The organism is Flavobacterium aquaticum, from assembly GCF_003259835.1.
Taxonomy (GTDB): domain Bacteria; phylum Bacteroidota; class Bacteroidia; order Flavobacteriales; family Flavobacteriaceae; genus Flavobacterium; species Flavobacterium aquaticum.
Genome location: NZ_QLMI01000002.1, coordinates 399420 through 425801 on the forward strand (window position 1 = coordinate 399420; position 26382 = coordinate 425801).

Below are 26382 nucleotides of genomic sequence, written 5' to 3' on the forward strand. Positions count from 1 at the left end.
TCAATTACAAAAAACAATATCAATTACAAGTTTTAAAATTGAATTTTGAACTTGATTTTGCCATTGCACTTGATTACACATTTCTTCCCATTAAATTCTCTCCAAAAGCTTTTAAAATGGCTTTCTTTTCAGCTTCGATATCCATTTTTTCTAAAGTTTCAAATGCTTTAAAAGTATAGTCTTGAATCGCTTTTTTAGTCGCTTCGCTTGCACCAGAAGCATTAAAAATGGCTTTTACAGATTCTATTTTATCGTTATTATCTGATGGCTGAATCGAAAACAAATGCAACAATTGTTGTTTTTCTTCTGGTTTTGAAAACTCAATTGCTTTTAAGTATAAATAGGTTTTTTTGTTTTCAATAATGTCTCCACCAACTTGTTTTCCAAAAGTTTCTGGATTACCAAATGCGTCTAAATAATCGTCTTGTAGTTGGAAGGCAATTCCTAAATTGAGTCCGAAATCATAAATCAAATCCGCATTTTCATCAGAAGTTTCGGCTACAATTGCTCCCATTTTCATAGCAGCACCAACTAAAACAGCTGTTTTGTATTCAATCATTTTTAGGTATTCTGGAATGGTAACATCGTCACGCATTTCAAAATCCACATCATATTGTTGTCCTTCGCAAACTTCTAAAGCGGTTTTACTGAATAATTTTGCTAATTTCTGGAATGTTGCTGGTTCATAATTTTCAAAAAATTGATAGGCTAAAATTAGCATCGCATCACCCGATAAAATTCCGGTATTCAAATCCCATTTTTCATGAACGGTTTGATTACCTCTTCGCAAAGGAGCATCGTCCATAATATCATCGTGAATTAATGAAAAATTATGAAAAACCTCAACCGCAGTAGCCGCAGGAATTGCTTTCTCGCAATCAACATTAAAAACTTCGCTTGCCATTAAGGTCAAAACGGGACGCATTCTTTTTCCACCAAGCGATAAAATATACTCGATAGGTTCGTATAAATTTTTAGGTTCTTTATTGGAAACAATTTGAGAAAAATGATTTGCCATTTTCTCCTGATAGTACGATATAGAATGCATTATTTGAATTTTTTGCTAAAATACTCCAATATTCTGAAATGAGACGAATATATCAAATGTTAAATTTATGTAAAAACAATGGAAACTATTTTGGTGTTAAAAGTTTCCTACATACATTTGTACCCGAAAATAAAATCCAAAAAAGCGATTTTAGAAAAATGATGAAAGATAAAATTATAAATAAAGCGAAAGAAATGTTTTTGAGACTTGGTTTCAAGAGCATTACTATGGATGATATTGCTTGCGAAATGTGTATTTCAAAAAAAACGATTTACAAGTATTTCAGCAATAAAGATGTTTTAATTGAACAAAGTGTTGAATTAGTTCACAAAGAAGTTCATGAAACGATAAACCAAATTGTATCTAAAAACTTTAATGCAATTGAAGAAAATTTCGAAATTAAAAGAATGTTTAGAGAAATGTTTCGTTCTGCAGAATCTTCACCTATTTATCAGTTAAAAAAACACTATCCTGAAGTTTATTCAAAGGCTTTAAGTACTCAAATTGAAGTATGTGAAACGTGTTTTAGAGATAACATTCTTAAAGGAATAAAAGAAGGTTTATACCGAGAAAATTTAGATGTTGACAATTACGTGAAATTTTATTACACGTTAATTTTTAATATCAACGAAAATACGATGTTAGAAAAAGACGCACATGAGTTAGAAGTAAAAGCCTTAGAATATCACATTAGAGCAATGGCAACATTAGCTGGAATTATCGAATTAGAAAAACACCTTAAAAATCCAATTATATAAACAATGAAGAAAACAATTCTCATAACATTATTAACTTTTACACTGTCAGTAAGTGCACAAGAAGTGGCACCACTAACATTAAAAGATGCTATCACTTTTGCGCTTGAAAACAAAGCAGAAGCTAAGAAGGCCAAATTAGAAGTAGAAAATAGCGAGTATAAAATTCAAGAAGTACGTTCGAGAGCTTTACCGCAAATTTCGGCTAATGGAAGCATGACATACAATCCTATTCTTCAATTAAATGCTTTACCAGGCGATTTCTTTGGAGCTCCAGGAACTACAATTTTAGCACCACTTGGACAAGAATGGAACTCGGTAGCTGGCGTTTCTATAAATCAAGCTTTGTTTGACCAATCAGTATTTACAGGTTTGAAAGCGGCTAAATCTACAAGAGAATTTTACCAAATAAACGCGCAATTAACTGAAGAACAAGTTATCGAACGTGTTGCAAATGCCTATTATCAAGTATATGTGCAACAACAAAAACTAATTGTGGTTGATAATAACTTGAAAAACACAAACAAAGTAAAAGACATCATCAAAGGTCAATATGATAATGGTTTAGCTAAAAAAATTGATTACGACAGAATTACCGTTCGTGTCAACAATATCAATTCATTACGTCAGCAAATTTTAAATGCGATTTCGCTTCAAGAAAATGCGTTGAAATTTTATATGGGAATGCCGATGGAAAACAAAATCATCATTCCTAATACCGCTTTTGAAGTTACACCACAAGACTTATCATCAACAGCTGATGTTACAGGAAGAACTGAATATTTGTTACTTAAAAAACAAGAACAATTATTAACCTACCAAAAAAAGGCAGCTCAAGCAGCTTATTATCCAACACTTTCATTAACTGGAAGTTACAATTATATTGGTCAAGGTCCAGAAATGCCATTATTTGCAAAACCAGCTGATGGTGTTTATTGGTCAGACTTTTCTTCTATTGGATTAAGTCTAAGAGTTCCATTATTTACAGGATTTGGAACAAGAGCAAAAGTAAGACAAGCAAACAATGCATTAAGCTCGATAAAAGTAGATCTAGATGACACAAAATTAGCATTGGATTTAGCGTTTGATAATGCAAAAAAACAACTTGAAAACAGTTTGATTACTATCAACAATCAAAAGGAAAACGCACAACTTGCTAAAGAAGTTTTTGATAATACCAATAACAATTACACACAAGGATTAGCTGCATTAACCGATTTATTAGATGCAGAAAACGCAATGGTTGAAGCACAAAACAATTATACCAGTGCTATTTTAGAATATAAATTAGCAGAAATTCAATTCATAAAATCAAAAGGCGAACTTAAAACACTAACCAATAAATAATTAAAATGAAAAAGACAATCATAACCATAGTAATCATTTTAGCCTCATTAGGTTTAATCGGATTTATATTAACTAAAAACAAAACAGAAAACGAAGCTAAAACAGCAATCGTAGCTGAAAAAAACGCGTCAGTTTCTGTAAAAGTTGATACGGTAAAAACAGAAGAAGTTTCATTAGATTTCGTATCAAACGGAAACTTTGAGCCAATTCAAGAGTTAAAATTTTCTGCTGAAAAATCTGGAAAAGTAACTCAAGTTTTAGTTAAAGAAGGTGATTATGTAAAAGCCGGACAAACACTTGCTATTGTAAGAAGCGATGTTATTAACGTTAATGCGCAAAACGCAAATGCAGTATATCAAAACGCTGTTGCAGATTATACACGATTTGAAAATGCTTTTAAAACAGGTGGTGTAACGAAACAACAATTAGACCAAGCAAGATTAGCAATGGTAAATGCAAAAGCTAATTTAACTCAAGCTAACATCAACGTAGGTGATACTAGAATTAAAGCGCCAATTAGCGGTTTTATCAATAAAAAATTCATTGAACCAGGATCTATTTTATCTGGAATGCCACCAACAGAATTATTCGAAATTGTAAACGTATCTAAATTAAAATTAAAAGTTACGGTTAACGAAAGTCAAGTTGCAAGTTTAAAAGTAGGAAGCGTAATTAAAGTAGGTTCAAACGTGTATCCTGACAAAGAATTTACTGGAAAAATTACTTTCATCGCTCCAAAAGCAGATGCAAGTTTAAATTTCCCTGTTGAAATTGAAATTACAAACAATACTTCAAACGACTTAAAAGCAGGTATGTACGGTACAGCAAAATTTGCTTCGAACCAACAAAAACAAACGTTGAAAATTGTACCAAGAAATGCATTTGTAGGAAGTGTTAGCAGCAACGAAATTTTTGTAATTGAAAACGGAACAGCTAAACTTAAAAAAGTAACAGCAGGTAGAATTTTAGGAGATAAAGTAGAAATCTTAGACGGATTATCTAACGGAGAAATCGTAATTGTAACTGGACAAATCAACTTACAAGACGGAAACGCTGTTGAAGTTATTAAATAATAAAACATATGAAATTAGCAGAAATATCGATCAAACGTCCGTCGTTAGTAATTGTATTGTTTACAATTCTAACACTTGGTGGACTGTTCAGTTATAGCAATTTAGGCTACGAATTAATTCCTAAATTTGAAACCAACGTAATTACAATTGCCACAATTTATCCTGGTGCATCGCCAAGTGAAATTGAAAACACGGTAACTAAAAAAATTGAAGATGCCGTAGCTTCTTTAGAAAACATCAAAAAAATTGATGCCAAATCGTACGAAAGTTTATCAACCGTATCCATCACTTTAACTTCAAATGCTGATGTTAATATTTCGATGAACGATGCACAACGTAAAATTAACGCCATCATTAGTGATTTACCAGATGATGCAGAAACACCTTCGTTAACTAAATTCTCCTTGAGTGATTTACCAATTATGACAATTGGTGCCAACGGAAAAATGGACGAAGTTGCTTTTTACGACTTAATTGATAAAAAATTAGCTCCAATTTTATCTCGTGTTCAAGGTGTTGCGCAAGTAAACATTATTGGTGGACAAGAGAGAGAAATTCAAGTAAATCTTGATGCCGTAAAAATGCAAGGTTACGGACTTTCGATTCCGCAAGTCCAACAAAATATTTTATCATCAAATTTGGATTTCCCTACAGGAAACATTCAAACGCGTGACCAAAAAATATTAATCCGTTTAGCTGGAAAATATAAAAATGTTGAAGAATTAAGAAACTTAATAGTGTCATCAAGAAACGGAATTCAAGTTCGTTTAGGTGATATTGCAGATGTTCAAGACACGCAAAAAATTGCTGAAAAAGTTGCTCGTGTAGATCAAAAAAGTGCTATTCTTTTGCAAATTGTAAAACAATCTGATGCAAATGCTGTAGCAGTAAGTGAAGAATTGGTAAAAACCATCAACAAATTAGAGAACGATTATAAATCTAAAGGATTACAATTAGAAATTGCAAAAGACAGTACTATTTTCACATTAGAAGCAGCAGATGCGGTAGTTCACGATTTACTTATTGCCGTTATATTAGTAGCTTTAGTAATGTTGTTTTTCTTACACAGTGTTAGAAACTCGTTAATTGTAATGGTTTCGATTCCTGCTTCGTTAATTGCAACTTTCATTGGGATTTACTTAATGGGATACACCTTAAACTTAATGAGTTTATTAGGATTATCATTGGTAGTTGGTATCTTGGTGGATGACGCGATTGTGGTATTGGAAAACATTTACCGCCATATGGAAATGGGTAAAAACAAAGTTCGTGCTGCTTATGATGGAACAGCCGAAATTGGAGGAACCGTAGTATCGATTACCTTAGTAATTGTGGTAGTGTTTTTACCAATTGCAATGAGTACCGGATTAGTTTCAAACATTATTACGCAATTCTGTGTAACGGTTATTATCTCTACTTTGTTGTCGTTAGTGGCTTCGTTTACTATTATTCCTTGGTTATCATCAAGATATGGAAAATTAGAACACATTACGGGTAAAAACTTTTTCGGAAGAATCATTCTTGGATTTGAAAGTTATTTAACTCGTTTTACTGACTGGGTTTCAGGATTATTAAATTGGTGTTTAGACCATTATATTAAAACTATCGCGGTTGTTTTAGTATTGTTCTTTGGTTCAACCATCGGATTAATGGGTGGTGGATTTATTGGAGGAGAATTCTTCGCAGCATCTGATAGTGGTGAGTTTTTAGTTCAAATTGAAATGCCAAAAGACGCTTCGTTAGAACAAACCAACTTTATGACACAAAAAGCAGAAGCTTTCTTGAAAAATGAAGAATACGTTCACAGTCAAATTACAACTATTGGTCAAACTAGTGAAGGTTTAGGAGCTTCTCAAGCAACTGCTTATAAATCGGAGATTAACGTAAAAATGGTTGGTTTAGACAAACGTGATGAACCAGCAAACGTTTATGCTGCCAAAACAAAACGTAAATTAGAGAAAATCTTAGTTGGAGCAAAAGTTAAAACAGTTCCAGTAGGTATTTTAGGAACTGCTGAAGACGCTACTTTAGGTTTAATTGTTACGGGTCCGAATGTAGAAACAGCTATGGCATTTGCTAAAGCTGCTGAAAGAGAATTACGTACGATTCCTGGAGCAACAGAAATTGAATTATCAGTAGAAGACGGAAATCCTGAAGTAAATGTTCAGGTTGACAGAGATAAAATGGCAGCTCTTGGATTGAGTTTACAAACAGTAGGTATGACAATGCAAACTGCATTTAGTGGAAACACTGATGGTAAATTTAGAGCTGGAGAATATGAATACGACATCAACATTAAATATAATGCATTCGACAGAAAAAGTATTGCAGATGTAAGTAACTTAATTTTCATTAACGATAGAGGAGAACAAATTAAATTAATTCAATTTGCAACCGTTTCTGAAAGTTCTGGTCCAAGTGAATTAGAACGTAGAGACAAATCAGCATCTGTAACTGTAAAAGGTCAAAATGTGGGTGTTGCTTCAGGAACTATTGTTTCGCAATGGCAAGAAAAAATTGATAAGTTAGAAAAACCAACAGGTGTAGATTATATTTGGGGTGGTGATATGGAAAATCAATCTGAAGGTTTTGGAACACTTGGAATTGCTTTATTAGCTGCTATTATCTTGGTTTACCTTGTAATGGTTTCGTTATACGACAGTTTTGTGCATCCATTTGTAGTATTGTTTGCGATTCCACTTTCGTTCATTGGAGCTATGCTAGCTTTAGCTTTAACAAACAATACATTGAATATTTTCACCATTTTAGGTATCATCATGCTAATTGGTCTGGTGTGTAAAAATGCGATTATGTTGGTGGATTATACGAATCAAAGACGTAAAGCAGGAGAAAGTATTAGAACCGCATTAATTCAAGCGAATCATGCAAGGTTACGTCCAATTTTAATGACTACAATTGCGATGGTATTTGGTATGTTCCCAATTGCATTAGCTTCTGGTGCTGGAGCAGAATGGAAAAACGGTTTGGCTTGGGTAATTATTGGTGGATTAATTTCATCATTATTCTTAACCTTAATTGTGGTTCCTGTAATTTATGAAATCATGGAGAAAATAATCGCTAAATTCTCTAAAGGAGAAAAAACAGATTATGAAGCTGAAATGGTTGCCGATTATGTTCACACAGAATTAAGTGAAGACGGTTTTAATCCGAAACACACATTATAAAAACAAAAAAGTCCCGATTAAATCGGGACTTTTTTTATACTTTAAATTGAATTAATTTTTAACTAAAACATCTTTTGACCATTTTTTCACTTCAGCAATTCTGCTATCTGAAAAATCAACTTCACTTAATGTTGTATCACTCCAAAAAAACCATTTTCCAGTTTTAGCTCCTTTGTTGTATTCTCCGATTGATTGTTTGCTACCATCTTCGTTGTAAGCCATCCATTTTCCATGTAATTTTCCGTCTAAGTAATATCCTTCTTGTTTTACTTGTCCGTTATCATAATAATATGTTGCTTTTACCATTTGGTCAACCACTTCAAATTTTGGTTTTACTTCTTGTGCAAATGACAAACTCGAAACCAATAAAACTACTGCAATCACTACTTTTTTCATACTCTTTTCTTTTTTAGGTTAACATTACAGTAACAAATATAAAATATATTTTACAATAAAAAAACTTTTACTTAACAATTTGGTAACATTAGATAAAAACTTAACATTGAAAAAGCCAATACGTAATATATTGGCTTTAAACTAAATATAAAATATATCCTAAATTATTTCACTAAACCATCTAATAATTCAGTTAATGAAGCTGATGAAGGTCTTGCAGCATCTGCTTTGATAACTTTTCCATCAGGTCCAATTAAAATGAATCTTGGAATAGAGTTAATTCCAAAAGCTTTTACAAAATCAGAAGTCCAGTTTTTGTCTGCAAACAATTGAATTCCGCCTAATTCTTTAGAAACCACCATTTTTTTCCATTTCTCATAATCCTTTTCAGTATCAACAGAAATACTTACAAACTCGATGTTTTTCCCATGATATTTAGCTTCTACTTTCTTTAAGTGAGGAATCTCAGCCAAACATGGTCCACACCAAGTTGCCCAAACATCAATATAAACGTACTTACCTCTTAAATCTTCCAATTTCGTTTTTCCACCCTTATGGTTTTCGTAATCAAATGATGGAGAAACAATTCCTTCCATTTTCTTAGCCGCCACTTTTTGATTATAATAATCCAATAAGAATTTCTCTTCTTGATCAAATGAAGGACGTAACATTTTTACTAAAGTTTCATCAAAACCTTTACCGTCAATCAAACTGATATCATTCGCTTTCTTCTTAGCTAGTGCATCTTTAAAAGTAGCTTCGTCAGCATCAAATAAAGCTTCTAACTCCATTTCAAACTTTTCATCAGCTAAAGCTTTTTTAGCTAAATAATTATTTTCATTAGCTCCTTTCCCTTTGTAAACAATAGTTTCATCAAAATCTTTGGTATCTAATGTCAACTTTAAATCGTAACCATTTTTCAAAAACATAGTAGTTCCTTCGTTGCCATCATTCAAACGGTATAATCCTCCATCTTTTGAAGCTTCAAAAGTGGTTTGAAATTCTCCTTTTTTATTAATTCCAACTTTTTGTTTGAAAGATCTTCCCGAAGAAATCGTAATTGTATCCGAAAATCTATTGGCGATTTTCACGTTTAATGAAACGGTATTGGTTGTATTTTGAGCAAATCCAGAAAAAATTGCTACAAAAAACAAAAAGAATGCTTTTTTCATGTTTTAAAAGTGTTATTTATTGACTCAAATCTATTAAAATTAAACGAATAAAATTAATATTTGTTACTACATTTGCAAAAAATTTCAAGAAATGTACAGAAGTCATAACTGTGGTGAATTAAATGCTTCACACATCAATACAGAAGTTACCCTTGCAGGTTGGGTTCAAAAATCGAGAGATAAAGGATTTATGATTTGGGTTGATTTACGTGATAGATACGGAATCACACAATTAATCTTTGACGAACAAAGAACCGACAAAGCCGTTATTGAAAAAGCAAAATCATTAGGAAGAGAATTTGTTATTCAAATCAAAGGAACTGTTATTGAGCGTGTTTCAAAAAACCCAAATATGGCAACGGGTGACATTGAAATTTTAGTTTCTGAATTAACTATTTTAAACGAAGCACAATTGCCTCCATTTACTATCGAAGACGAAACTGATGGTGGTGAAGATATTCGTATGAAATACCGTTACTTAGACATCAGAAGAAATCCGGTTAAAAACAACTTATTGTTCCGTCATAAAGTATCGATGGAAGTTAGAAAATACCTTTCTGACCAAGGTTTTTGTGATGTAGAAACGCCTTATTTAATTAAATCTACTCCAGAAGGTGCACGTGATTTCGTAGTGCCGAGTAGAATGAACGAAGGACAGTTTTATGCACTTCCACAATCACCACAAACGTTCAAACAGTTGTTGATGGTAGGTGGAATGGACAAATATTTCCAAATTGTGAAATGTTTCCGTGATGAAGATTTACGTGCTGACCGTCAACCAGAATTTACACAAATCGATTGTGAAATGGCATTCGTTGAGCAAGAAGATATTTTAGATATGTTTGAAGGTTTAACGCGTCATTTACTAAAAGAAATCAAAGGAATTGAAGTAGATAAATTCCCAAGAATTACTTATGATTACGCAATGAAAACCTACGGTAACGACAAACCAGATATTCGTTTTGAAATGAAATTCGGAGAGTTAAACGCTGTAGCACAACATAAAGATTTCCCAGTATTCAATTCAGCTGAATTAGTTGTTGGAATCGCTGCACCAGGTTGTGCAAATTATACAAGAAAAGAAATCGATGCTTTAATTGATTGGGTAAAACGCCCTCAAGTTGGAGCTTCGGGAATGGTATATGTAAAATGTGAAGAAGATGGAACTTTTAAATCATCAGTAGATAAATTCTACGATCAAGAAGATTTGAAAAAATGGGCCGAAATTACCAATGCAAAACCAGGTGATTTAATCTTAATCTTATCTGGAAACGCAAATAAAGTAAGAACGCAATTATCCGCTTTAAGAATGGAAGTAGCAACGCGTTTAGGTTTGAGAAAACCAGACGAATTTGCACCATTATGGGTGGTTGATTTTCCTTTATTAGAATGGGATGAAGAAAGTGGAAGATACCATGCAATGCACCATCCATTTACTTCTCCAAAACCAGAAGACATGGCATTAATTGAAACTGAACCAGGAAAAGTTCGTGCTAATGCTTATGATATGGTATTAAACGGAAACGAAATTGGTGGCGGTTCTATTCGTATTCACGATAGAGAATTACAATCAAGAATGTTCGATTTATTAGGATTTAGTAAAGAAGAAGCTTTAGCTCAGTTTGGATTCTTAATGAATGCTTTCGAATTTGGAGCACCACCACACGGAGGTTTAGCGTTTGGTTTAGATAGATTAGTTTCTATTTTAGGCGGACAAGAAACGATTCGTGATTTTATTGCTTTCCCTAAAAATAACTCAGGAAGAGATGTAATGATTGATGCGCCTTCAACTATTGATGAAGCACAATTACAAGAATTACATATTAAACTAAGATAATATGAAAAAGGTTCTAATTGGTCTTATCGTTATCATTGCTTGCCTAATTTCTTTTGGATATTTTCAAAAAAATAGTGGCTTAAATGGCGATAAATGGATTGGAATTGGAGTCCTATTAGCCGCTTTTGTTCTTATGCCTTTGTTTTTATATTCAAGGTTTAAAAATAAAGAAACTAGAGAACGAATGCTAAACTTAGGTTTAAAGAAAAAAGAAGATACTGATAATCAGTAATTTTGAAATATTTTTAACTTTTTCTTGTTTGTGTTGTAAATAAGTATATCTTTGATAATTATTAATTTTTTACAATACAAAATGAGAACAGGTAAAGTTAAGTTCTTCAATGAATCAAAAGGTTACGGTTTTATTACTGATGATGAAACTGGAAAAGACATTTTCGTACACGCTAGCGGAATGAGAGTTGAATCTTTAAATGAAGGTGATGCTGTTAGTTACGAAGAAGAAGAAGGAAGAAAAGGTAAAGTAGCTGCTCAAGTAGTAGTTATCGAAGACTAATATATATTATTTTTTGATTACCTAGAAAGAACTAAGTCCCGATTAAATCGGGACTTTTTTTGTGCCGTTATTTATCAACAAAACTTTACCCCATAAAAAAAGAGCTACATTACTGCAGCCCTCTTAAACTAATCAAACCATATTTTACTTAAATAAATACTTTACTCCAAATAAAATATTTCCCTTTGGCATTGGTACCATTCCTGCTTCAACATACTCTGTGTTGAAAATATTATTAGCGTAGATAGAGAATTCCAACTCTTTTAATTTGTATGAGGCACTTACATCCCAAATATTATAACTAATTCCGGAAGTTCTTTCTACATATCTATATCCGATAGAATTGCTGAAATTCTTGAACCATTCCATTGCATAATTTCCAACAAATTGATGTTTCATAGAATTAATGGAATATCTTGAATAAGCAGCACTGGTTTGCTTAACATCGTCTTCTATAAAAGTGTAACCCATTTTAATTTTTTGTGGCAAAGAATTCAATGTAAAACGATATTCTACTTGTGTTTCAAATCCTTTCGTATTTACATCCTGAATGTTTTGAGGCGTATAAACCACGTCTGATTCTGTCAATCTTACATAATCTATCAAATCATTTGAATCTCTATTGAATGCTGCAAACGTAAAATCAAACTTTTTAGTTAACCATTTCACTCCAATTTCTTCCGAAATAGCTTCTTCTGGTTGCAAATTTTCGTTTCCAATGGCTTGTGGACCTATGTAATAAAAATCGGTATACGTTGGAACTCGGTAAGTATATCCAATGTTTCCATACACTCTAAAATCAGAAGAAATTTGATAACCTAAATCTAATCCTGGGAATGCTTTGCTGTCAAAATCCGAAAAATAAGAAACAGCAACTCCTGGTGTTATATCAAATTTTTTATCCAAAAACTGAAAACGATGTTCTAAAAATACTGAAGCCATTTCTCTTGAGTTATCACCTAATCGATTACTTGAAATGTAATATTTAGCCATTTCAATACCGAAACCAGTGATTCCAGCTTTTGATTCATACGAACCGTTTAATTCTGCAGCTAACTTATTGGTAATATGTAAATTTCTATATGCCGACGGATTGCTTCTTATGTAGTGATATTCATCTTGATTTCTTCTCCAATACACTCTTGGTTTCCAAGTTAAATTTCCTTTTTTAATCACAGTTGAAAGTCCAACTAAACTCGCTTGTGTTTCTTCATATTGCTCTTTTGCCGATGGAATTCCGTAAAAACCATTTGCACCAAATTTTCTTTCTGAATAAGTTGTCAGTAACTCAATTGGTAATTTATTTTTATTGAATTGACTTTTCAATACATAATTGGTATTATCAAAATCGGTATTATGACGATATCCTTCAGAAAAATTCTTTGAAAAATGCAAGATATGACTACTTTCTTTTAAACTAACTGCACCAGTAGCTTCAGCAATAAATTGACCAAAAGAACCTCCTTGTACTTTCGCAATCAAAGAATTTTCTTCTACATCTTTTGTAACAATATTAACCGCTCCAGTAAAAGCATTTTGTCCAAAAACACGAGCAGCGGGACCTTTAATTACCTCAATTCTTTTGATTACTTCAATTGGCAAAGCTAAATTCATCGTGTGATGTCCAGTTTGCGGATCATCAACTTTAATCCCATCTATAAGTAATAACGTTTGATCAAAACTTCCACCTCTGATGTATAAATCGGCTTGCATTCCGTTTACACCTTGGCGTCTTACATCAATTCCTGCAACCTGTTGTAAAGCATCTGCAACGTTTGTAACACCTAATTTTTTGATGTCTTCAGCGGTAACAATTTGAATTGTTCTTGAATTTTCTTTAAAAGGTAAATCAATACGAGAAGAAGTAACCACAACTTCTTTAAGAGAATCTGTTTTTAATTCTGTTTCCTGTGCATTTCCTAATATAGAACCAAAAAGCAAGACAGATAAAAAGTATTTGTTTTTCATTTGAAGTTTATTTTAAAACGGTGCAAAAGTCGTAACTTTCCGGACGATTAAAATAGTCCAGTTTTAAAATGAAAGATAGTCCGGTTAATGTATTATTGAAAGAACTTATTCACTTTGATAAAACGAGTGCTACTTCCGTGTATATTCAAATTTCGCAACAAATTATTAATGCTGTTCAAAGAAGGTATCTTAAAGAAGGAACAGCTTTACCCGGCACCCGAATTTTCAGCCAGTTACTCAACATTCACAGAAATACGGCAGTTGCGGTTTATGACGAATTAGCTTCGCAAGGTTGGGTTGAAATCATTCCAAACAAAGGCACTTTTATCTTGGTTCCAAAACAAAAAACAGCTTCCATTAAAGCGAGATCTAATAAAATAAACGATGCATATAGTTATCCTAAAACTACGGGATTCCCATTTCAGACTTCGTTTCACTTAGCTTCAACACAAGAATTTTCGGAAGCAAAATTCATTTTAAACGACGGTCAACCCGATTTACGATTACATCCTATTCACGAATTTTCAAAATGGTACGGCACATCAATGAAACGAAAATCGTTGATTTCAAAATGGAACAATACATCAAAAAACAGCTATTCTACATTTGAAAATCAATTATGCAATTTTTTAAATGCAACGAGAGGATTTCACATCAAACCCACAAATTTAATCAGTACACGAAGTACCGAAATGAGTTTATACATCATCTCGCAACTTTTAATTCGTAAAAAAGATGTGGTTTTGGTTGGAAATTTGAGTAATTATAATGCCAATATGATTTTTCAAGAAGCTGGAGCCGACATTAAAACTATTCCCGTTGATGAAAATGGATTAGACATCAATTACATTGAAAAACATTTTACAAAAGGTAAAATCCGATGTATTTATGTTTGTTCTAATCGCGATTATCCAACTACAAACACTTTGTCTGCCGAACGAAGATTACATCTTTTACAGCTTGCCAAGAAATACCAATTTGCCATAATTGAAGATGATTTTGATTATGATTTTCAACTCGACGGTTCCGCTATGTTGCCCATGGCAAGTTCAGATGGAAATGGAATGGTGATTTATCTTGGAAAACTTGGTCAATCATTATTTCCAAGTTTTCAAACTGGATTTGTAGTAGCTCCTGAAAATTTGATTTTGGAAGCCAAAAACTATCTTCAAATGTTAGACAAGCAGGGCGACTTAATTCAAGAACAAGTGCTTTCGGAATTAATTTATGAAGGTGAAATTCATCGTTTACTGAAAAAGAACACCATCATTTACAAACAAAGAAGAGATTTTGCTTGTGAATGTTTGAAGTGCTATTTCAATGAAACCATTCAATTTAAAAAGCCTTCCGGTGGATTAGCCATTTGGATTGAATTTAACCCTTCTATATCATTAATTCAACTTGCGGAAGAAGTTTCGAAATTAGATGTACTTCTTCCGAAGACCATTCTTTACCAAGATAAAAACACATGTGCTATCCGTTTTGGTTTTGGGCATTTGAATGAAGAAGAAATTGAAATTGTGATAAGTAAATTAAAATTGGCATACGATACAATCACAAAGTAATAAAACAAAAAAAGTCCTGCAAATTGCAGGACTTTTTACTATAAATCTATTGTCTTAGTCGGCTAAAACAATAATCTTGTTTTCATTCATTTCGATGGTGCCTGAATTAATAGGTAACCAATACGTTTGCTCATTTACTTTATTGAATTTAGAAGCGAATTCTTTTTCAATTTTAATGTTTTGAGCGTTGATTTTCACATTCCCTTTTGCCAATAATGAAACAATAGGTGCGTGATTATTTAGCATTTGAAACTCACCGTTAATTCCAGGAACTGCTACCGAAGTAACTTCTCCTTTAAACAATGTAGCTTCTGGTGATACTATTTCTAAAATCATATTTTTAATTGTGAATTATGAATTGTGAATTGTGAGTGAACATTAATTTACCACTCACCATTTACCACTCATCATTAATTATGCTTCTGCTAACATTTTTTGTCCAGCTTCGATAGCTTCTTCGATAGTACCTTTAAGGTTGAACGCTGCTTCTGGTAAGTGGTCTAATTCACCGTCCATAATCATGTTAAATCCTTTGATAGTTTCTTTAATATCAACCAATACTCCTGGAATACCTGTAAATTGCTCCGCTACGTGGAAAGGTTGAGATAAGAAACGTTGTACACGACGTGCACGAGATACTGCTAATTTATCTTCTTCAGATAACTCTTCCATACCTAAGATAGCGATAATATCTTGTAATTGTTTGTATTTTTGAAGAATCTCTTTTACTCTTTGAGCACACTCATAGTGTTCTTTTCCTAAGATTTCTGGAGTTAAGATACGAGAAGTAGAATCTAATGGATCTACCGCTGGATAAATACCTAACTCAGCAATTTTACGAGACAATACAGTTGTTGCATCTAAGTGAGCAAACGTTGTTGCTGGTGCAGGGTCAGTTAAGTCATCCGCAGGTACGTAAACCGCTTGTACAGATGTAATAGATCCTTTTTTAGTTGAAGTAATACGCTCTTGCATTGCACCCATTTCAGTTGCTAATGTAGGTTGGTAACCTACCGCAGATGGCATACGACCTAATAAAGCCGATACTTCAGAACCTGCTTGTGTAAAACGGAAGATATTATCAACGAAGAATAATACGTCTTTACCTTGGTCAGATCCAGCTCCATCACGGAAATACTCAGCAATAGATAATCCTGAAAGTGCTACACGAGCACGAGCTCCAGGTGGCTCATTCATTTGTCCGAAAACGAAAGTAGCTTTAGACTCTCTCATTCCTGGCATATCTACTTTAGACAAATCCCATCCTCCATTTTCCATAGAGTGCATGAAATCGTCACCATATTTAATAATTCCTGACTCTAACATCTCACGAAGTAAGTCATTTCCTTCACGTGTTCTTTCCCCTACTCCTGCGAATACAGAAAGTCCACCGTGACCTTTTGCAATATTGTTAATCAACTCCTGAATCAATACTGTTTTACCTACTCCGGCACCACCAAATAATCCAATTTTACCTCCTTTTGCATAAGGCTCAATAAGGTCGATTACTTTAATACCTGTAAATAAAACTTCAGAAGAAGTTGATAAGTCTTCAAATTTTGGAGCTGGTCTGTGGATTGGCAAACCATTTGCACCTGATTTAGGTAAATCTCCTAAACCGTCGATTGCATCACCAATTACATTAAATAAACGACCAAAAACGTCAGCCCCAATTGGCATTTGAATTGCAGCACCAGTAGCAACTACTTCTGCTCCTCTTGCCAAACCATCTGTAGAGTCCATCGAAATGGTACGTACAGTGTTTTCACCAATGTGAGATTGAACTTCTAATACTAATAAAGTACCGTCTTTTTTAGTGATTTCTAATGAATCGTAAATTTTAGGTAATTCGTTATTTGAATCGTTGAAAACGACGTCAACAACTGGCCCGATAATTTGTGCAACTTTTCCTGTGATTCTAGACATTGCTTATGTATTTATTTAATAGCTAATTAATGTTGAAAAAATGATGTATTTTTCCGAGTGCAAAGATAGTTTTTTCTAAAACAATTTTGCAATTTATTTTTTGAATTTTTTGCAATAAAAAAGCGAAATCTTCCAATTTCGCTTTTAAAATGTTATTCTACGGTAACGGATTTTGCTAAATTCCTAGGTTGATCGACATTACAACCTCTTAAAACTGCAATATGATACGATAATAATTGTAACGGAATTGTAGTTAATAATGGTGTAAATGGTTCGTTTGTTTCTGGAATTTCAATTACGTGGTCTGCTAAAGCTTTTACTTGCGTATCTCCTTTAGTAACTACAGCAATAATTTTTCCGCTTCTTGATTTTATTTCTTGAATATTACTTACCACTTTATCATAATGTCCTTTGTTAGGAGCAATTACAATTACTGGCATATGTTCGTCAATCAATGCAATTGGTCCGTGCTTCATTTCTGCAGCTGGATATCCTTCTGCGTGGATATATGAAATTTCTTTTAATTTTAATGCACCCTCTAAAGCTACCGGGAAGTTATACCCTCTTCCTAAGTATAAGCAATTGGTTGCATCTTTGTAAATTTCGGCAATTTGTTTAGCAACATCATTTGTTAATAAAGCTTCTTGCACTTTCTCAGGCATTAATTCTAATTCCAACAAATAACGTTGGTAATCTGAATTATTCATTGTTCCTTTTGCTTTTGCTAAACGTAATGCTAACAAAGTAAGAATAGTAATTTGAGTTGTAAATGCTTTTGTAGAAGCCACTCCGATTTCTGGACCTGCGTGCGTGTAAGCTCCTGCATGTGTTTCACGAGAAATTGAAGAACCTACCACGTTGCAAACTCCGAATACAAATGCTCCGTTTTCTTTAGCCAATTTGATTGCTGCTAACGTATCTGCTGTTTCACCTGATTGTGAAATTGCAATAACAACATCATCCTTATTAATGATTGGATTTCTATATCTGAATTCTGATGCGTATTCTACTTCTACTGGAATTCTTGAAAATTCTTCAATAATATATTCTGCAACTAATCCTGCATGCCATGAAGTTCCACAAGCTACAATAAGGATTCGTTTTGCGTTTAAGAACTTTTCTAAATTATCTTCAACACCTGACATTTGGATAATTCCTTTGTTTGCCAAAAGTCTTCCTCTGTAAGTATCTTTGATTACGCTTGGTTGTTCGTAGATTTCTTTCATCATAAAATGATCGTAACCTCCTTTTTCAATTTGCTCTAAGTTTAATTGAAGTTCTTGAATATAAGGATCAACCAATGAATCGTCTTTGATTTTTCTAACTTTTAATGGTTTGTGTAATCGCACAATCGCCATTTCTTCATCTTCTAAATAAATAGCATTTGAAGTATATTCGATAAATGGAGTTGCATCTGATGCGATGAAAAACTCGTCTTCACCAATTCCAATTGCTAAAGGACTCCCTAAACGAGCTACGATAATTTCGTCTGGTTTTTCAACATCGATTACCGCAATCGCATAAGCACCAATAACTTGGTTTAATGCAACTTGAACTGCTTTTCCTAGTTTACAATTTTCTTTTTTCTTAACTTCTTCAATCAAATTTACTAATACTTCTGTATCAGTATCAGACTTGAAAGTGTACCCCCTTTTTATTAATTCTTGTTTTAATGGCTCATAATTTTCGATGATTCCATTATGAATAATCACTAATTTCCCCGAATTAGAAAAATGTGGATGTGAATTTACATCGTTAGGAACTCCATGAGTTGCCCAACGCGTGTGTCCCATACCTATTTTACCAATAGTCGTTTTCTCGCTTTCAGCTTTAGCTTCAAGGTCAGAAACTTTTCCTTTGGTTTTTGATAATTTTAAATCTTTTCCGTCATATAATACAATACCTGCACTATCATAACCTCTATATTCTAATCTGTGTAATCCTTTTATGATTACAGGATATGCGTCTCTATGACCAATATAACCTACAATTCCACACATATACTATTCGTTATTAGGTTCAGTAAAATAAATAATCATTTGTAATTTCATTGGAATTATTTCACCTTCATTATTTTCATAAGTTTCAGTACTTAAAGGACCATGTAAAGCCGTTCCTAAAGGATTCAAAACGGAAGACATTGGAATATTAGCAACCTGAGTTGTACCAGCTAAGATCGAATTCTTTAATGCTACACTTGAAACAAGATTAATAGATTCAGTAACAGAAACACCAAGTTTTACATTGTCTAAATATACACCATTAGCATCTGCTTTTATGATTCTTTTAATATGTTCTGTTAATCGGATTGTATATTTAATAGTTTTTTTATTGCCACCAATAGTTTCTTCCTGAATCATTCCACCATAAACCACTTTGCTGTTTTTAGGGTTTGAACTTGTTGAAGGATCAAAAGTATAATCAATAACCACTTTATTATTTGTTGCATCAAATACAAAAATTCTAAGCGGCTCATCAGCAACGGTACTCATATAGTCTTTATCAATATAAAAAGTAAGCCTAGCATCATTAATCATTTTATTTCCTTCTGCCACTTCTTGTCTTAATCTTTCTAATTCTCCATTTCCAAAAAGATCAATAAAGGCGATAGAACCATCTCCTCCTTTGATATATAATTTTTCATTACCTAAAACTGGATCTGCATCATTTAGCCCAGCCAAATATTCTGGAGCATACGATTGCTCTAAAAAATTAACACAATTACTTCTTAATGAAGTAAGAGCATTATAACCCATTTTTAAAGAAAACTCTTTTCTTGTTCTAGCTGGGTTTGGATTTTCAGTTGTAGGCTCAATAGAAGATTTATAAATAATCTTAAATTCTGCTCTAGAAAAATCTAAAATTGCCATAGCTCCTTGATTAGGACTAATTTCTTCAACCTCAAACAAAAGACCTCTAAAGTAATTTTTGAAAACATTGTTGTTAAATAAATTACCAGATGAAGCAGCATCTAAAATTTTTTGTTGAAAAAAACTATTTTTCAAATCCAACCACATTCCTGGTGTTTTTCTTTCTTTTATAACACGTAATGAAGCATCATTTTGATTTGACAAAACTGCACCATTTGCATCAATATACAGGCCAGCACCATTTGTCTTATAAATATACAGTTCTTTCTTACTGAAATAAAACTCATTATTTTGCGCAATATTTGAACTTGTATTTAAAATTTCACCTCTATGGGCTGGTACATCAAATATACTTTTCTCATCACTATAATAATTTTGCGCTGATTGTAAATCATCCGACGGATCAAAGTCTCTTAAATAGTATTTACTTTCAATAACGTTTAATTTAAATTTTCCTGTTTCTGGATTTCCATAAATAGAATCTAATTCATAAATACGCTCTCCACTTGTTTCAGTAGTAAAATCAGGGTCTACAAAATAAGGCACATATAAATAAACTGAATCTATAACAGGATTATATCCAAATGAAGGATTCTCAGTTCCTAGTTCAACCTGCGTAACAAAATGAGCTTTTGTAAGTCCAAATTTTGGATTATTATAAATCCCAAGCGCATTTAATGGTAAATTATTTGTCTGCACAGGACCTGTTGCTTTTGAATAAGCAATTAAATTTTGTACATCATATTTTACTAAATCAAAATGATCATCACCTATTACATCTGAATCTAAGGAATTAAAATCCTTATCACATGAAATTAATACAATAAACAGAAATAATAGAGAGGATATCTTTAAAAAACTTTTTTTCATAACGGTAAAACCCTTTTATAATACGTGATTTTTAATAAACGAAGTATATACTTCTTTAATTGTGTCTTTAGAGGCGAAAGGTAAAAAAGGTTTGTTTGAACTTTCTATAAATTTTGTTAAAGTTGGAGACAACACTTCAGAACCCGCTACTACTGCATCTGAGTGAGCAATAGAAACTTTCATTAAGTTTTCGAAAGTTGGCGAAGCTAAATCTGAAACCGCTTCTTTTTCAATATTATCAAACAACACTTTATTGATAAATTCTTTGTCTAATTCTCCTTCAAATCCTTGCTCATAAACCGAAGAAATAATTTTTGTTTCGGCAAAAATACCTTCATCTTTATAATAATGTTTTAAGTAAACCGGCAACATTGCAGCCATCCAACCGTGAACATGAATTACATCTGGAACCCAATTCAATTTCTTAACCGTTTCAACTACTCCTTTTGCGAAGAAAATAGCTCTTTCGTCATTATCTGGATATAAAACACCTTCTTCATCTGAAAAAGTTGCTTTTCTTTTGAAATATTCGTCGTTATCAATAAAATAAACTTGAATTCGCTCTTTAGGAATTGAAGCTACTTTAATAATTAGAGGCATATCCATATCATTTACCACCAAATTCATTCCTGATAAACGAATAACTTCGTGTAATTGATGTCTTCTTTCGTTAATATTACCGTATCTAGGCATAAAAATTCGTATCTGCCCACCTAAATCATTAATCATTTTTGGCATTTCATACGATTGCAACGACACTTCATTTTCAGCTAAATAAGGCACCACTTCAGATGATACATACAATATCCTCTTGTCTTCCATAATGTATTCTAGTTAATTAATGTTTTAAAAAACCTTGCAAAATTACAAAATTTTATGGATTTATCTACTAAAATAGTAAGTTTGCACCTGAAATAACAAAGTAGAAAATGCTCATTTTTAACAAAAAGTCCGATTTAAGCGCTTTTTTAAGCCCATTAATCAAACAAAATAAATCCATTGGATTTGTTCCTACAATGGGAGCATTACATCAAGGACACTTATCGTTACTGAAAAATTCACTTTATGAAAACGATGTAACAGTAATGAGTATTTTTGTAAATCCAACACAATTTAACAACGCTGAAGATTTAGATAAATACCCTAGAACATTAGAGCGCGATGTGCAAATCATGCAAGATTTAAACAACAACATCATCGTTTATGCTCCAGAAGTAGCCGATATTTATGAAGGAAATACGATTTCAGAAAATTTTGATTACGATGGTTTAGAAAATCAAATGGAAGGAAAACACCGACCAGGACATTTTGATGGCGTTGGAACTATTGTAAAACGTCTTTTTGAAATTGTTCAACCAAATAAAGCTTATTTTGGTGAAAAAGATTTTCAACAACTACAAATTGTAAAAAAATTAGTTTTAAAACATAACATTCCAGTTGAAGTTATTGGTTGCCCTATTCAAAGAGAAGCAAACGGATTAGCAATGAGTTCAAGAAACGAACGTCTTTCCGAATCTGCACGAGAAAAAGCGGCAATTATTTATCAAATACTAAATTTGGCAAAAGAAATTTTTCAAACGAATTCAGCCGAAGAAACTATAAAATTTGTAGAAAAAGAATTCAAAAAACATCTTGAATTTGAATTAGAATATTTTGAAATCGCCGATGAAGCAACACTTTTACCAGTTTCTGAAAAAGAATCCAACAAAAAATATCGCGGATTTATTGCCATTTTCATTGAGAATATCAGATTAATTGATAATATTTCACTAAATTAATTACCTTTGCATCATGCAAATTCAAGTAGTAAAATCGAAAATTCATAGAGTAACCGTAACGGGTGCCGATTTGAATTATATAGGAAGTATCACCATCGACGAAGCACTAATGGAAGCTTCTAACATTATAGAAGGTGAAAAAGTACAAATCGTTAACATTAACAATGGTGAACGATTAGAAACGTATGCCATCAAAGGACCAAGAAATACTGGAGAAATCACATTAAACGGACCTGCGGCTCGCAAAGTACACCGTGGTGATATCGTTATCATCATTTCTTACGGAATTATGGACTTTGAAGAGGCTAAAAAGTTCAAACCTACTTTAGTTTTTCCTAACGAGAAAGATAATTCTTTAACCTAGTTTGAAAGCTAGTATTCGAAAATTTTTAAGTCTAACTATCCCACTTTTTATTGGGTTAGGCATAATTTATTATCAATACTCCACGCTTACACCCGAAGAATTAGAAAAAATTAAAATCAGTTTTATAAAAGCTGATTATTTCTACATTTATTTATCCCTTTTTATAGCGCTTTTCGGATTTTGGTCTAGAGCCTATCGCTGGAAATTTGCTTTACAACACTTAGGATATCATACTAAATTTCATAACGATTTTTTTACGGTTTGTGTTTCATATTTGGTCAATTTAACCATTCCTCGCTCTGGTGAAGTATCAAGAGCCGCTTTGTTGAAAAAATATGAAGATGTCCCTTTCGATAAAGCATTTGGAACAATAGTAGCCGAACGAATTGTAGACATGTTGATTTTTTTACTTTTTGTAACTATTGGTTTTGTTTTGCAATTTGACACCATTTACCAATATCTAGTTAATAATGGAGTAAAATTTGAGACTTTAATTTGGGCTGGAATCTTAGGAATTGTTTTATTTATCATTTTTATTTTGGTTTGGATTTATGCCGAATGGAAAATCATTTTAAAACTAAAACAAAAACTTTCAGGATTAATCGAAGGAATGCAAAGCATCTTAAAAATGAAAGACAAATGGAAGTATATTTTTCATTCATTCTTTATTTGGTTTTCTTACTTAGCGATGTTTTATGTAACCATTTTTGCCCTACCTGAAACAGCTGATATTAGTTTTGATGTTGTAGTGATGGGATTTATTTTCGGAACACTAGCTGTAGGATTTACAAATGGTGGATTAGGCGCTTATCCTTTAGCGGTAGCTTCTATTTTAAGCTTGTACGGAATTTCGGAAGGAATTGGAACTGCTTTTGGTTATTTAATCTGGGTTTCTCAAACACTTTTAACCATTTTCCTAGGATTATTATCTTATTTGCTTTTACCTATTTTAAATAAAAAATAAATTAGTAAATTGCTAATCTATTTAACCAAACTATTTAAAATGAAAACCAAACTTTTCCTTTTTGCTTTACTGGTATCGTCTTGTTTATTTGCACAGCGTACACCAGAAACCATCGAATCTAAGAAATTAGGCACACGAACTTTTACGGTTGTAACACCACCATCATACGCTACAAGTCCAGAGAAAAGCTACCCAACTTTATTAATTTTAGATGGCGAATACCTACTAGATCCTTTTGAAGGAATTTTAAAATATGGCGCTTATTGGGATGATTTACCTGAAATGATTATCATCGCAATTGATCAAAATAATGGAGAAACTCGTTTTGCAGATAGCGAATTTGACGAAGCAGGATTTCCATCGGGTACAGGAGCAAATTTCTTCGAATTCATAGGACAAGAATTATATCCGTATGTAGATAAAAAATATCGTACCATTCCTTTCCGAATGATTGCAGGACATGATACAACAGCTGGTTTCTTAAATTTTTATCTTTACAAAGACAATCCAATTTTTAACGCTTATATTTCATTAGCTCCAGAAATGGCTCCAGAAATGGAAAAACGCGTAGCAGAACGTTTGGCTAAAATGACCAAACCTGTTTTCTATTATCAAGCAACAGGAGAAGGTGATTTAAAAGAAATCAACGAAAAAGCAGCGGAATTAGATGCTAATATCAAAGCTATTCCAAATGCTACTTTTAAATATCAAAACGATGCTTTCAAAGGCGCATCGCATTATTCGTTAGTGGCTAAAGCCATTCCAAATGCTATTTATTTTATTTTTGATGGTTACCAACCCATTTCAATGGTAGAATTTCAAGATAAAATTCTAAAATTAGATGCAGGTTATACTGATTATTTGGTAGCGAAATACGACGAATTAGAAAAACGTTTCGGTTTTAAAATGAAACCAAGATTATCTGACTTTAAAGCTATTGAAGCTGCAATCATGAAAAACAAAGCCTATAATGAGTTACTTCCTTTAAGTGATTACGCTAATAAACATTACCCTAAAACCACTTTAGGAACGTATCATGAAGCTGTGTATTACGAAAAAACAGGTAACTACAAAAGAGCAATTAAAACCTATCAAAAAGCTTTTACACAAGAAGCAATTCGTGAATTAACTAAAGATTTCATGCTAAATCGTGCAGAAGCTTTAAAAGGAAAACCAGACAAACCAACTGAAGAAGCTCCAGCTGAAGTTCCAGCGGAAACTCCAACAGAAGAACCAACAGAAAAACAGGAATAAAACAAAATGAGTAAAGTAAAAACGGCTTTCTTTTGCCAAAATTGTGGCACCCAATATTCAAAATGGCAAGGACAATGTAACGCTTGTAAAGAATGGAATACCATTGTAGAAGAATTGGTTCAAAAAGAAGAAAAAGTAGCTTGGAAAACCACTAGTGCTACTTCAAAAGCCGCAACTAAACCTTTACTAATTAAAGAAATAGATACCGCACAAGAAATCCGATTGAACACAACAGATAACGAGTTGAATCGGGTTTTGGGTGGCGGATTGGTTCCAGGTTCACTAACTTTGTTAGGTGGCGAGCCAGGAATTGGAAAAAGTACGTTACTGTTGCAAATTGCTTTAAAATTACCTTATAAAACCCTTTATGTTTCGGGTGAAGAAAGCCAAAAACAGATTAAAATGCGTGCCGAACGTATTACTTCTAACGGCGATAATTGCTACATTTTAACCGAAACCAAAACCCAAAATATCTTCCGTCAAATTTTAGAGATTGAACCTGATATTATGATTATCGATTCGATTCAAACTTTACATACCGATTATATTGAATCGTCGGCAGGAAGTATTTCTCAGATTAGAGAATGCACAGCCGAGTTGATAAAATTTGCCAAAGAAACCAATACACCGGTACTTTTAATTGGACATATCACCAAAGACGGAACCATCGCTGGACCGAAGATTTTGGAACACATGGTCGATACTGTTTTACAATTTGAAGGCGACAGAAATCACGTGTACAGAATTTTACGTTCGTTAAAAAACCGTTTTGGTTCTACTGCCGAATTAGGTATTTACGAAATGCAAGGCTCAGGTTTACGCGAAGTGGATAATCCATCTGAAATTTTGATTTCGCATAAAGACGAACAACTTTCAGGAACAGCCATTGCTACTACTTTAGAAGGTATGCGTCCATTGATGATAGAGATTCAAGCATTAGTTAGCACCGCGGTTTATGGAACACCGCAACGCAGCACGACAGGTTACAACGCCAAACGCTTGAACATGATTTTAGCAGTTTTAGAAAAACGCGCAGGATTTCGATTAGGAACAAAAGACGTTTTCCTAAACGTAACAGGTGGAATTTCAGTAGAAGACACGGCGATTGATTTAGCGGTTGTGGCTGCCATTTTATCCTCGAACGAAGACATTGCTATTGCAGAAGGCTTTTGCTTTGCAGGAGAAGTGGGACTTTCAGGCGAAATTAGACCCGTTAACCGCATTGAACAACGCATTCAAGAAGCAGAAAAATTAGGCTTTACCACCATTTTTGTTTCCAAACACAATAAAATTTCGTTGAAAAACACTGGAATCAAAATTGTTTTAGTAGCGAAGATTGAAGATGTGGTGAGTGAGTTGTTTGGGTAAGTTCTCTTTTATAACTTAAAATTTTAAAAATTAAACGTAATGGTATTCTTAACTAAATTTTTGACTATTTTATTTATTTTCTTAGTTGTGTTCTTTTGGAATAAATATATTGTTGAATTTGTATTGAA

22 protein-coding genes are annotated in these 26382 nt (G+C 32.9%); 13 read left to right on the forward strand and 9 right to left on the reverse strand.

The genetic code is table 11. The annotated features are described in order from the left end of the window. Positions 1–73: 73 nt before the first annotated feature. Positions 74–1048: a polyprenyl synthetase family protein gene (locus B0I03_RS04695; RefSeq protein WP_111566296.1), complete on the reverse strand. Its 975-nt coding sequence runs from the start codon at positions 1046–1048 to the stop codon at positions 74–76. A gap of 161 nt (positions 1049–1209) precedes the next feature. Between B0I03_RS04695 and B0I03_RS04700 the strand changes: the two genes are divergently transcribed. From B0I03_RS04700 to B0I03_RS04715, 4 genes are read left to right on the forward strand one after another with little or no spacing between them, the layout of a single operon-like run. After that, on the forward strand, positions 1210–1806 hold the full coding sequence (locus B0I03_RS04700) for a TetR/AcrR family transcriptional regulator (RefSeq protein WP_111566378.1): 597 nt from the start codon (positions 1210–1212) through the stop codon (positions 1804–1806). Positions 1807–1809: 3 nt separating this feature from the next. Then, complete coding sequence (locus B0I03_RS04705) at positions 1810–3150, forward strand: TolC family protein (RefSeq protein WP_111566297.1); 1341 nt, start codon at positions 1810–1812, stop codon at positions 3148–3150. A gap of 5 nt (positions 3151–3155) precedes the next feature. Then, complete coding sequence (locus B0I03_RS04710; RefSeq protein ID WP_026724499.1) at positions 3156–4223, forward strand: efflux RND transporter periplasmic adaptor subunit; 1068 nt, start codon at positions 3156–3158, stop codon at positions 4221–4223. A gap of 8 nt (positions 4224–4231) precedes the next feature. Further along, positions 4232–7408, forward strand: a complete 3177-nt coding sequence (locus tag B0I03_RS04715; protein WP_111566298.1) for an efflux RND transporter permease subunit — start codon at positions 4232–4234, stop codon at positions 7406–7408. A 51-nt stretch (positions 7409–7459) separates the two neighbouring features. Here the strand turns inward: B0I03_RS04715 and B0I03_RS04720 are convergent, their stop codons facing one another. Next, positions 7460–7804: a toxin-antitoxin system YwqK family antitoxin gene (locus tag B0I03_RS04720; protein WP_111566299.1), complete on the reverse strand. Its 345-nt coding sequence runs from the start codon at positions 7802–7804 to the stop codon at positions 7460–7462. A gap of 164 nt (positions 7805–7968) precedes the next feature. After that, a complete protein-coding gene (locus B0I03_RS04725; protein WP_111566300.1) occupies positions 7969–8976 on the reverse strand; it encodes a TlpA family protein disulfide reductase in 1008 nt (335 codons plus the stop codon). Between the two features lie 91 nt (positions 8977–9067). Between B0I03_RS04725 and aspS the strand changes: the two genes are divergently transcribed. The 3 genes from aspS (at position 9068) to B0I03_RS04740 (ending at position 11327) form a co-directional block, all read left to right on the forward strand. Further along, positions 9068–10813, forward strand: a complete 1746-nt coding sequence (gene aspS / locus B0I03_RS04730; RefSeq protein ID WP_111566301.1) for an aspartate--tRNA ligase — start codon at positions 9068–9070, stop codon at positions 10811–10813. A gap of 1 nt (position 10814) precedes the next feature. Beyond that, complete coding sequence (locus B0I03_RS04735) at positions 10815–11045, forward strand: hypothetical protein (protein ID WP_111566302.1); 231 nt, start codon at positions 10815–10817, stop codon at positions 11043–11045. A gap of 81 nt (positions 11046–11126) precedes the next feature. After that, positions 11127–11327, forward strand: coding sequence for a cold-shock protein (locus B0I03_RS04740; protein WP_008255794.1), 201 nt, complete (start codon positions 11127–11129; stop codon positions 11325–11327). 144 nt (positions 11328–11471) lie between these two features. Here the strand turns inward: B0I03_RS04740 and B0I03_RS04745 are convergent, their stop codons facing one another. Then, complete coding sequence (locus tag B0I03_RS04745) at positions 11472–13295, reverse strand: TonB-dependent receptor plug domain-containing protein (RefSeq protein WP_111566303.1); 1824 nt, start codon at positions 13293–13295, stop codon at positions 11472–11474. A 68-nt stretch (positions 13296–13363) separates the two neighbouring features. Between B0I03_RS04745 and B0I03_RS04750 the strand changes: the two genes are divergently transcribed. Further along, a complete protein-coding gene (locus B0I03_RS04750) occupies positions 13364–14860 on the forward strand; it encodes an aminotransferase-like domain-containing protein (protein ID WP_111566304.1) in 1497 nt (498 codons plus the stop codon). 54 nt (positions 14861–14914) lie between these two features. On the opposite strand, the gene B0I03_RS04755 is transcribed toward B0I03_RS04750, so the two are convergent. The 5 genes from B0I03_RS04755 to B0I03_RS04775 all read right to left on the reverse strand — a co-directional run bounded on the left by B0I03_RS04755 (position 14915) and on the right by B0I03_RS04775 (position 21348). Next, on the reverse strand, positions 14915–15196 hold the full coding sequence (locus B0I03_RS04755) for a F0F1 ATP synthase subunit epsilon (RefSeq protein ID WP_111566305.1): 282 nt from the start codon (positions 15194–15196) through the stop codon (positions 14915–14917). Between the two features lie 78 nt (positions 15197–15274). Beyond that, entirely contained in the window at positions 15275–16786 is a 1512-nt protein-coding gene (gene atpD / locus B0I03_RS04760; protein WP_111566306.1) for a F0F1 ATP synthase subunit beta, read from the reverse strand. 152 nt (positions 16787–16938) lie between these two features. After that, positions 16939–18786 (reverse strand): glutamine--fructose-6-phosphate transaminase (isomerizing), encoded by a 1848-nt coding sequence (gene glmS / locus B0I03_RS04765; RefSeq protein ID WP_111566307.1) that lies wholly within the window; start codon positions 18784–18786, stop codon positions 16939–16941. Positions 18787–18789: 3 nt separating this feature from the next. Next, entirely contained in the window at positions 18790–20526 is a 1737-nt protein-coding gene (locus tag B0I03_RS04770) for a DUF4270 domain-containing protein (RefSeq protein WP_111566308.1), read from the reverse strand. Between the two features lie 15 nt (positions 20527–20541). Continuing rightward, positions 20542–21348 carry a glycogen/starch synthase gene (locus B0I03_RS04775; RefSeq protein ID WP_111566309.1) on the reverse strand — a complete coding sequence of 269 codons (807 nt, stop codon included), beginning with the start codon at positions 21346–21348 and terminating at the stop codon, positions 20542–20544. A 107-nt stretch (positions 21349–21455) separates the two neighbouring features. Here B0I03_RS04775 and panC point away from each other — a divergent pair, with 107 nt between their 5' ends. From panC to radA, 5 genes are read left to right on the forward strand one after another with little or no spacing between them, the layout of a single operon-like run. Beyond that, positions 21456–22304, forward strand: coding sequence for a pantoate--beta-alanine ligase (panC, locus tag B0I03_RS04780; RefSeq protein ID WP_111566310.1), 849 nt, complete (start codon positions 21456–21458; stop codon positions 22302–22304). Positions 22305–22317: 13 nt separating this feature from the next. After that, positions 22318–22668: an aspartate 1-decarboxylase gene (gene panD, locus B0I03_RS04785; protein WP_008255780.1), complete on the forward strand. Its 351-nt coding sequence runs from the start codon at positions 22318–22320 to the stop codon at positions 22666–22668. Position 22669: 1 nt separating this feature from the next. Beyond that, positions 22670–23632: a lysylphosphatidylglycerol synthase transmembrane domain-containing protein gene (locus tag B0I03_RS04790; protein ID WP_111566311.1), complete on the forward strand. Its 963-nt coding sequence runs from the start codon at positions 22670–22672 to the stop codon at positions 23630–23632. Positions 23633–23671: 39 nt separating this feature from the next. Further along, a complete protein-coding gene (locus tag B0I03_RS04795; RefSeq protein WP_111566312.1) occupies positions 23672–24886 on the forward strand; it encodes an alpha/beta hydrolase in 1215 nt (404 codons plus the stop codon). 6 nt (positions 24887–24892) lie between these two features. Next, entirely contained in the window at positions 24893–26254 is a 1362-nt protein-coding gene (gene radA / locus B0I03_RS04800; protein ID WP_111566313.1) for a DNA repair protein RadA, read from the forward strand. Positions 26255–26382 lie beyond the last annotated feature (128 nt).

Coding starts and splice junctions, on each gene's coding strand:
- panD (WP_008255780.1), top strand. CDS start 22,318: ATGCAAATTCAAGTAGTAAAATCGAAAATTCATAGAGTAACCGTAACG.
- B0I03_RS04745 (WP_111566303.1), bottom strand. CDS start 13,295: ATGAAAAACAAATACTTTTTATCTGTCTTGCTTTTTGGTTCTATATTA.
- panC (WP_111566310.1), top strand. CDS start 21,456: ATGCTCATTTTTAACAAAAAGTCCGATTTAAGCGCTTTTTTAAGCCCA.
- B0I03_RS04755 (WP_111566305.1), bottom strand. CDS start 15,196: ATGATTTTAGAAATAGTATCACCAGAAGCTACATTGTTTAAAGGAGAA.
- B0I03_RS04705 (WP_111566297.1), top strand. CDS start 1,810: ATGAAGAAAACAATTCTCATAACATTATTAACTTTTACACTGTCAGTA.
- radA (WP_111566313.1), top strand. CDS start 24,893: ATGAGTAAAGTAAAAACGGCTTTCTTTTGCCAAAATTGTGGCACCCAA.
- B0I03_RS04750 (WP_111566304.1), top strand. CDS start 13,364: ATGAAAGATAGTCCGGTTAATGTATTATTGAAAGAACTTATTCACTTT.
- atpD (WP_111566306.1), bottom strand. CDS start 16,786: ATGTCTAGAATCACAGGAAAAGTTGCACAAATTATCGGGCCAGTTGTT.
- B0I03_RS04735 (WP_111566302.1), top strand. CDS start 10,815: ATGAAAAAGGTTCTAATTGGTCTTATCGTTATCATTGCTTGCCTAATT.
- B0I03_RS04740 (WP_008255794.1), top strand. CDS start 11,127: ATGAGAACAGGTAAAGTTAAGTTCTTCAATGAATCAAAAGGTTACGGT.
- B0I03_RS04720 (WP_111566299.1), bottom strand. CDS start 7,804: ATGAAAAAAGTAGTGATTGCAGTAGTTTTATTGGTTTCGAGTTTGTCA.
- B0I03_RS04725 (WP_111566300.1), bottom strand. CDS start 8,976: ATGAAAAAAGCATTCTTTTTGTTTTTTGTAGCAATTTTTTCTGGATTT.
- B0I03_RS04715 (WP_111566298.1), top strand. CDS start 4,232: ATGAAATTAGCAGAAATATCGATCAAACGTCCGTCGTTAGTAATTGTA.
- B0I03_RS04710 (WP_026724499.1), top strand. CDS start 3,156: ATGAAAAAGACAATCATAACCATAGTAATCATTTTAGCCTCATTAGGT.
- B0I03_RS04695 (WP_111566296.1), bottom strand. CDS start 1,048: ATGCATTCTATATCGTACTATCAGGAGAAAATGGCAAATCATTTTTCT.
- B0I03_RS04700 (WP_111566378.1), top strand. CDS start 1,210: ATGAAAGATAAAATTATAAATAAAGCGAAAGAAATGTTTTTGAGACTT.
- B0I03_RS04775 (WP_111566309.1), bottom strand. CDS start 21,348: ATGGAAGACAAGAGGATATTGTATGTATCATCTGAAGTGGTGCCTTAT.
- aspS (WP_111566301.1), top strand. CDS start 9,068: ATGTACAGAAGTCATAACTGTGGTGAATTAAATGCTTCACACATCAAT.
- glmS (WP_111566307.1), bottom strand. CDS start 18,786: ATGTGTGGAATTGTAGGTTATATTGGTCATAGAGACGCATATCCTGTA.
- B0I03_RS04795 (WP_111566312.1), top strand. CDS start 23,672: ATGAAAACCAAACTTTTCCTTTTTGCTTTACTGGTATCGTCTTGTTTA.
- B0I03_RS04770 (WP_111566308.1), bottom strand. CDS start 20,526: ATGAAAAAAAGTTTTTTAAAGATATCCTCTCTATTATTTCTGTTTATT.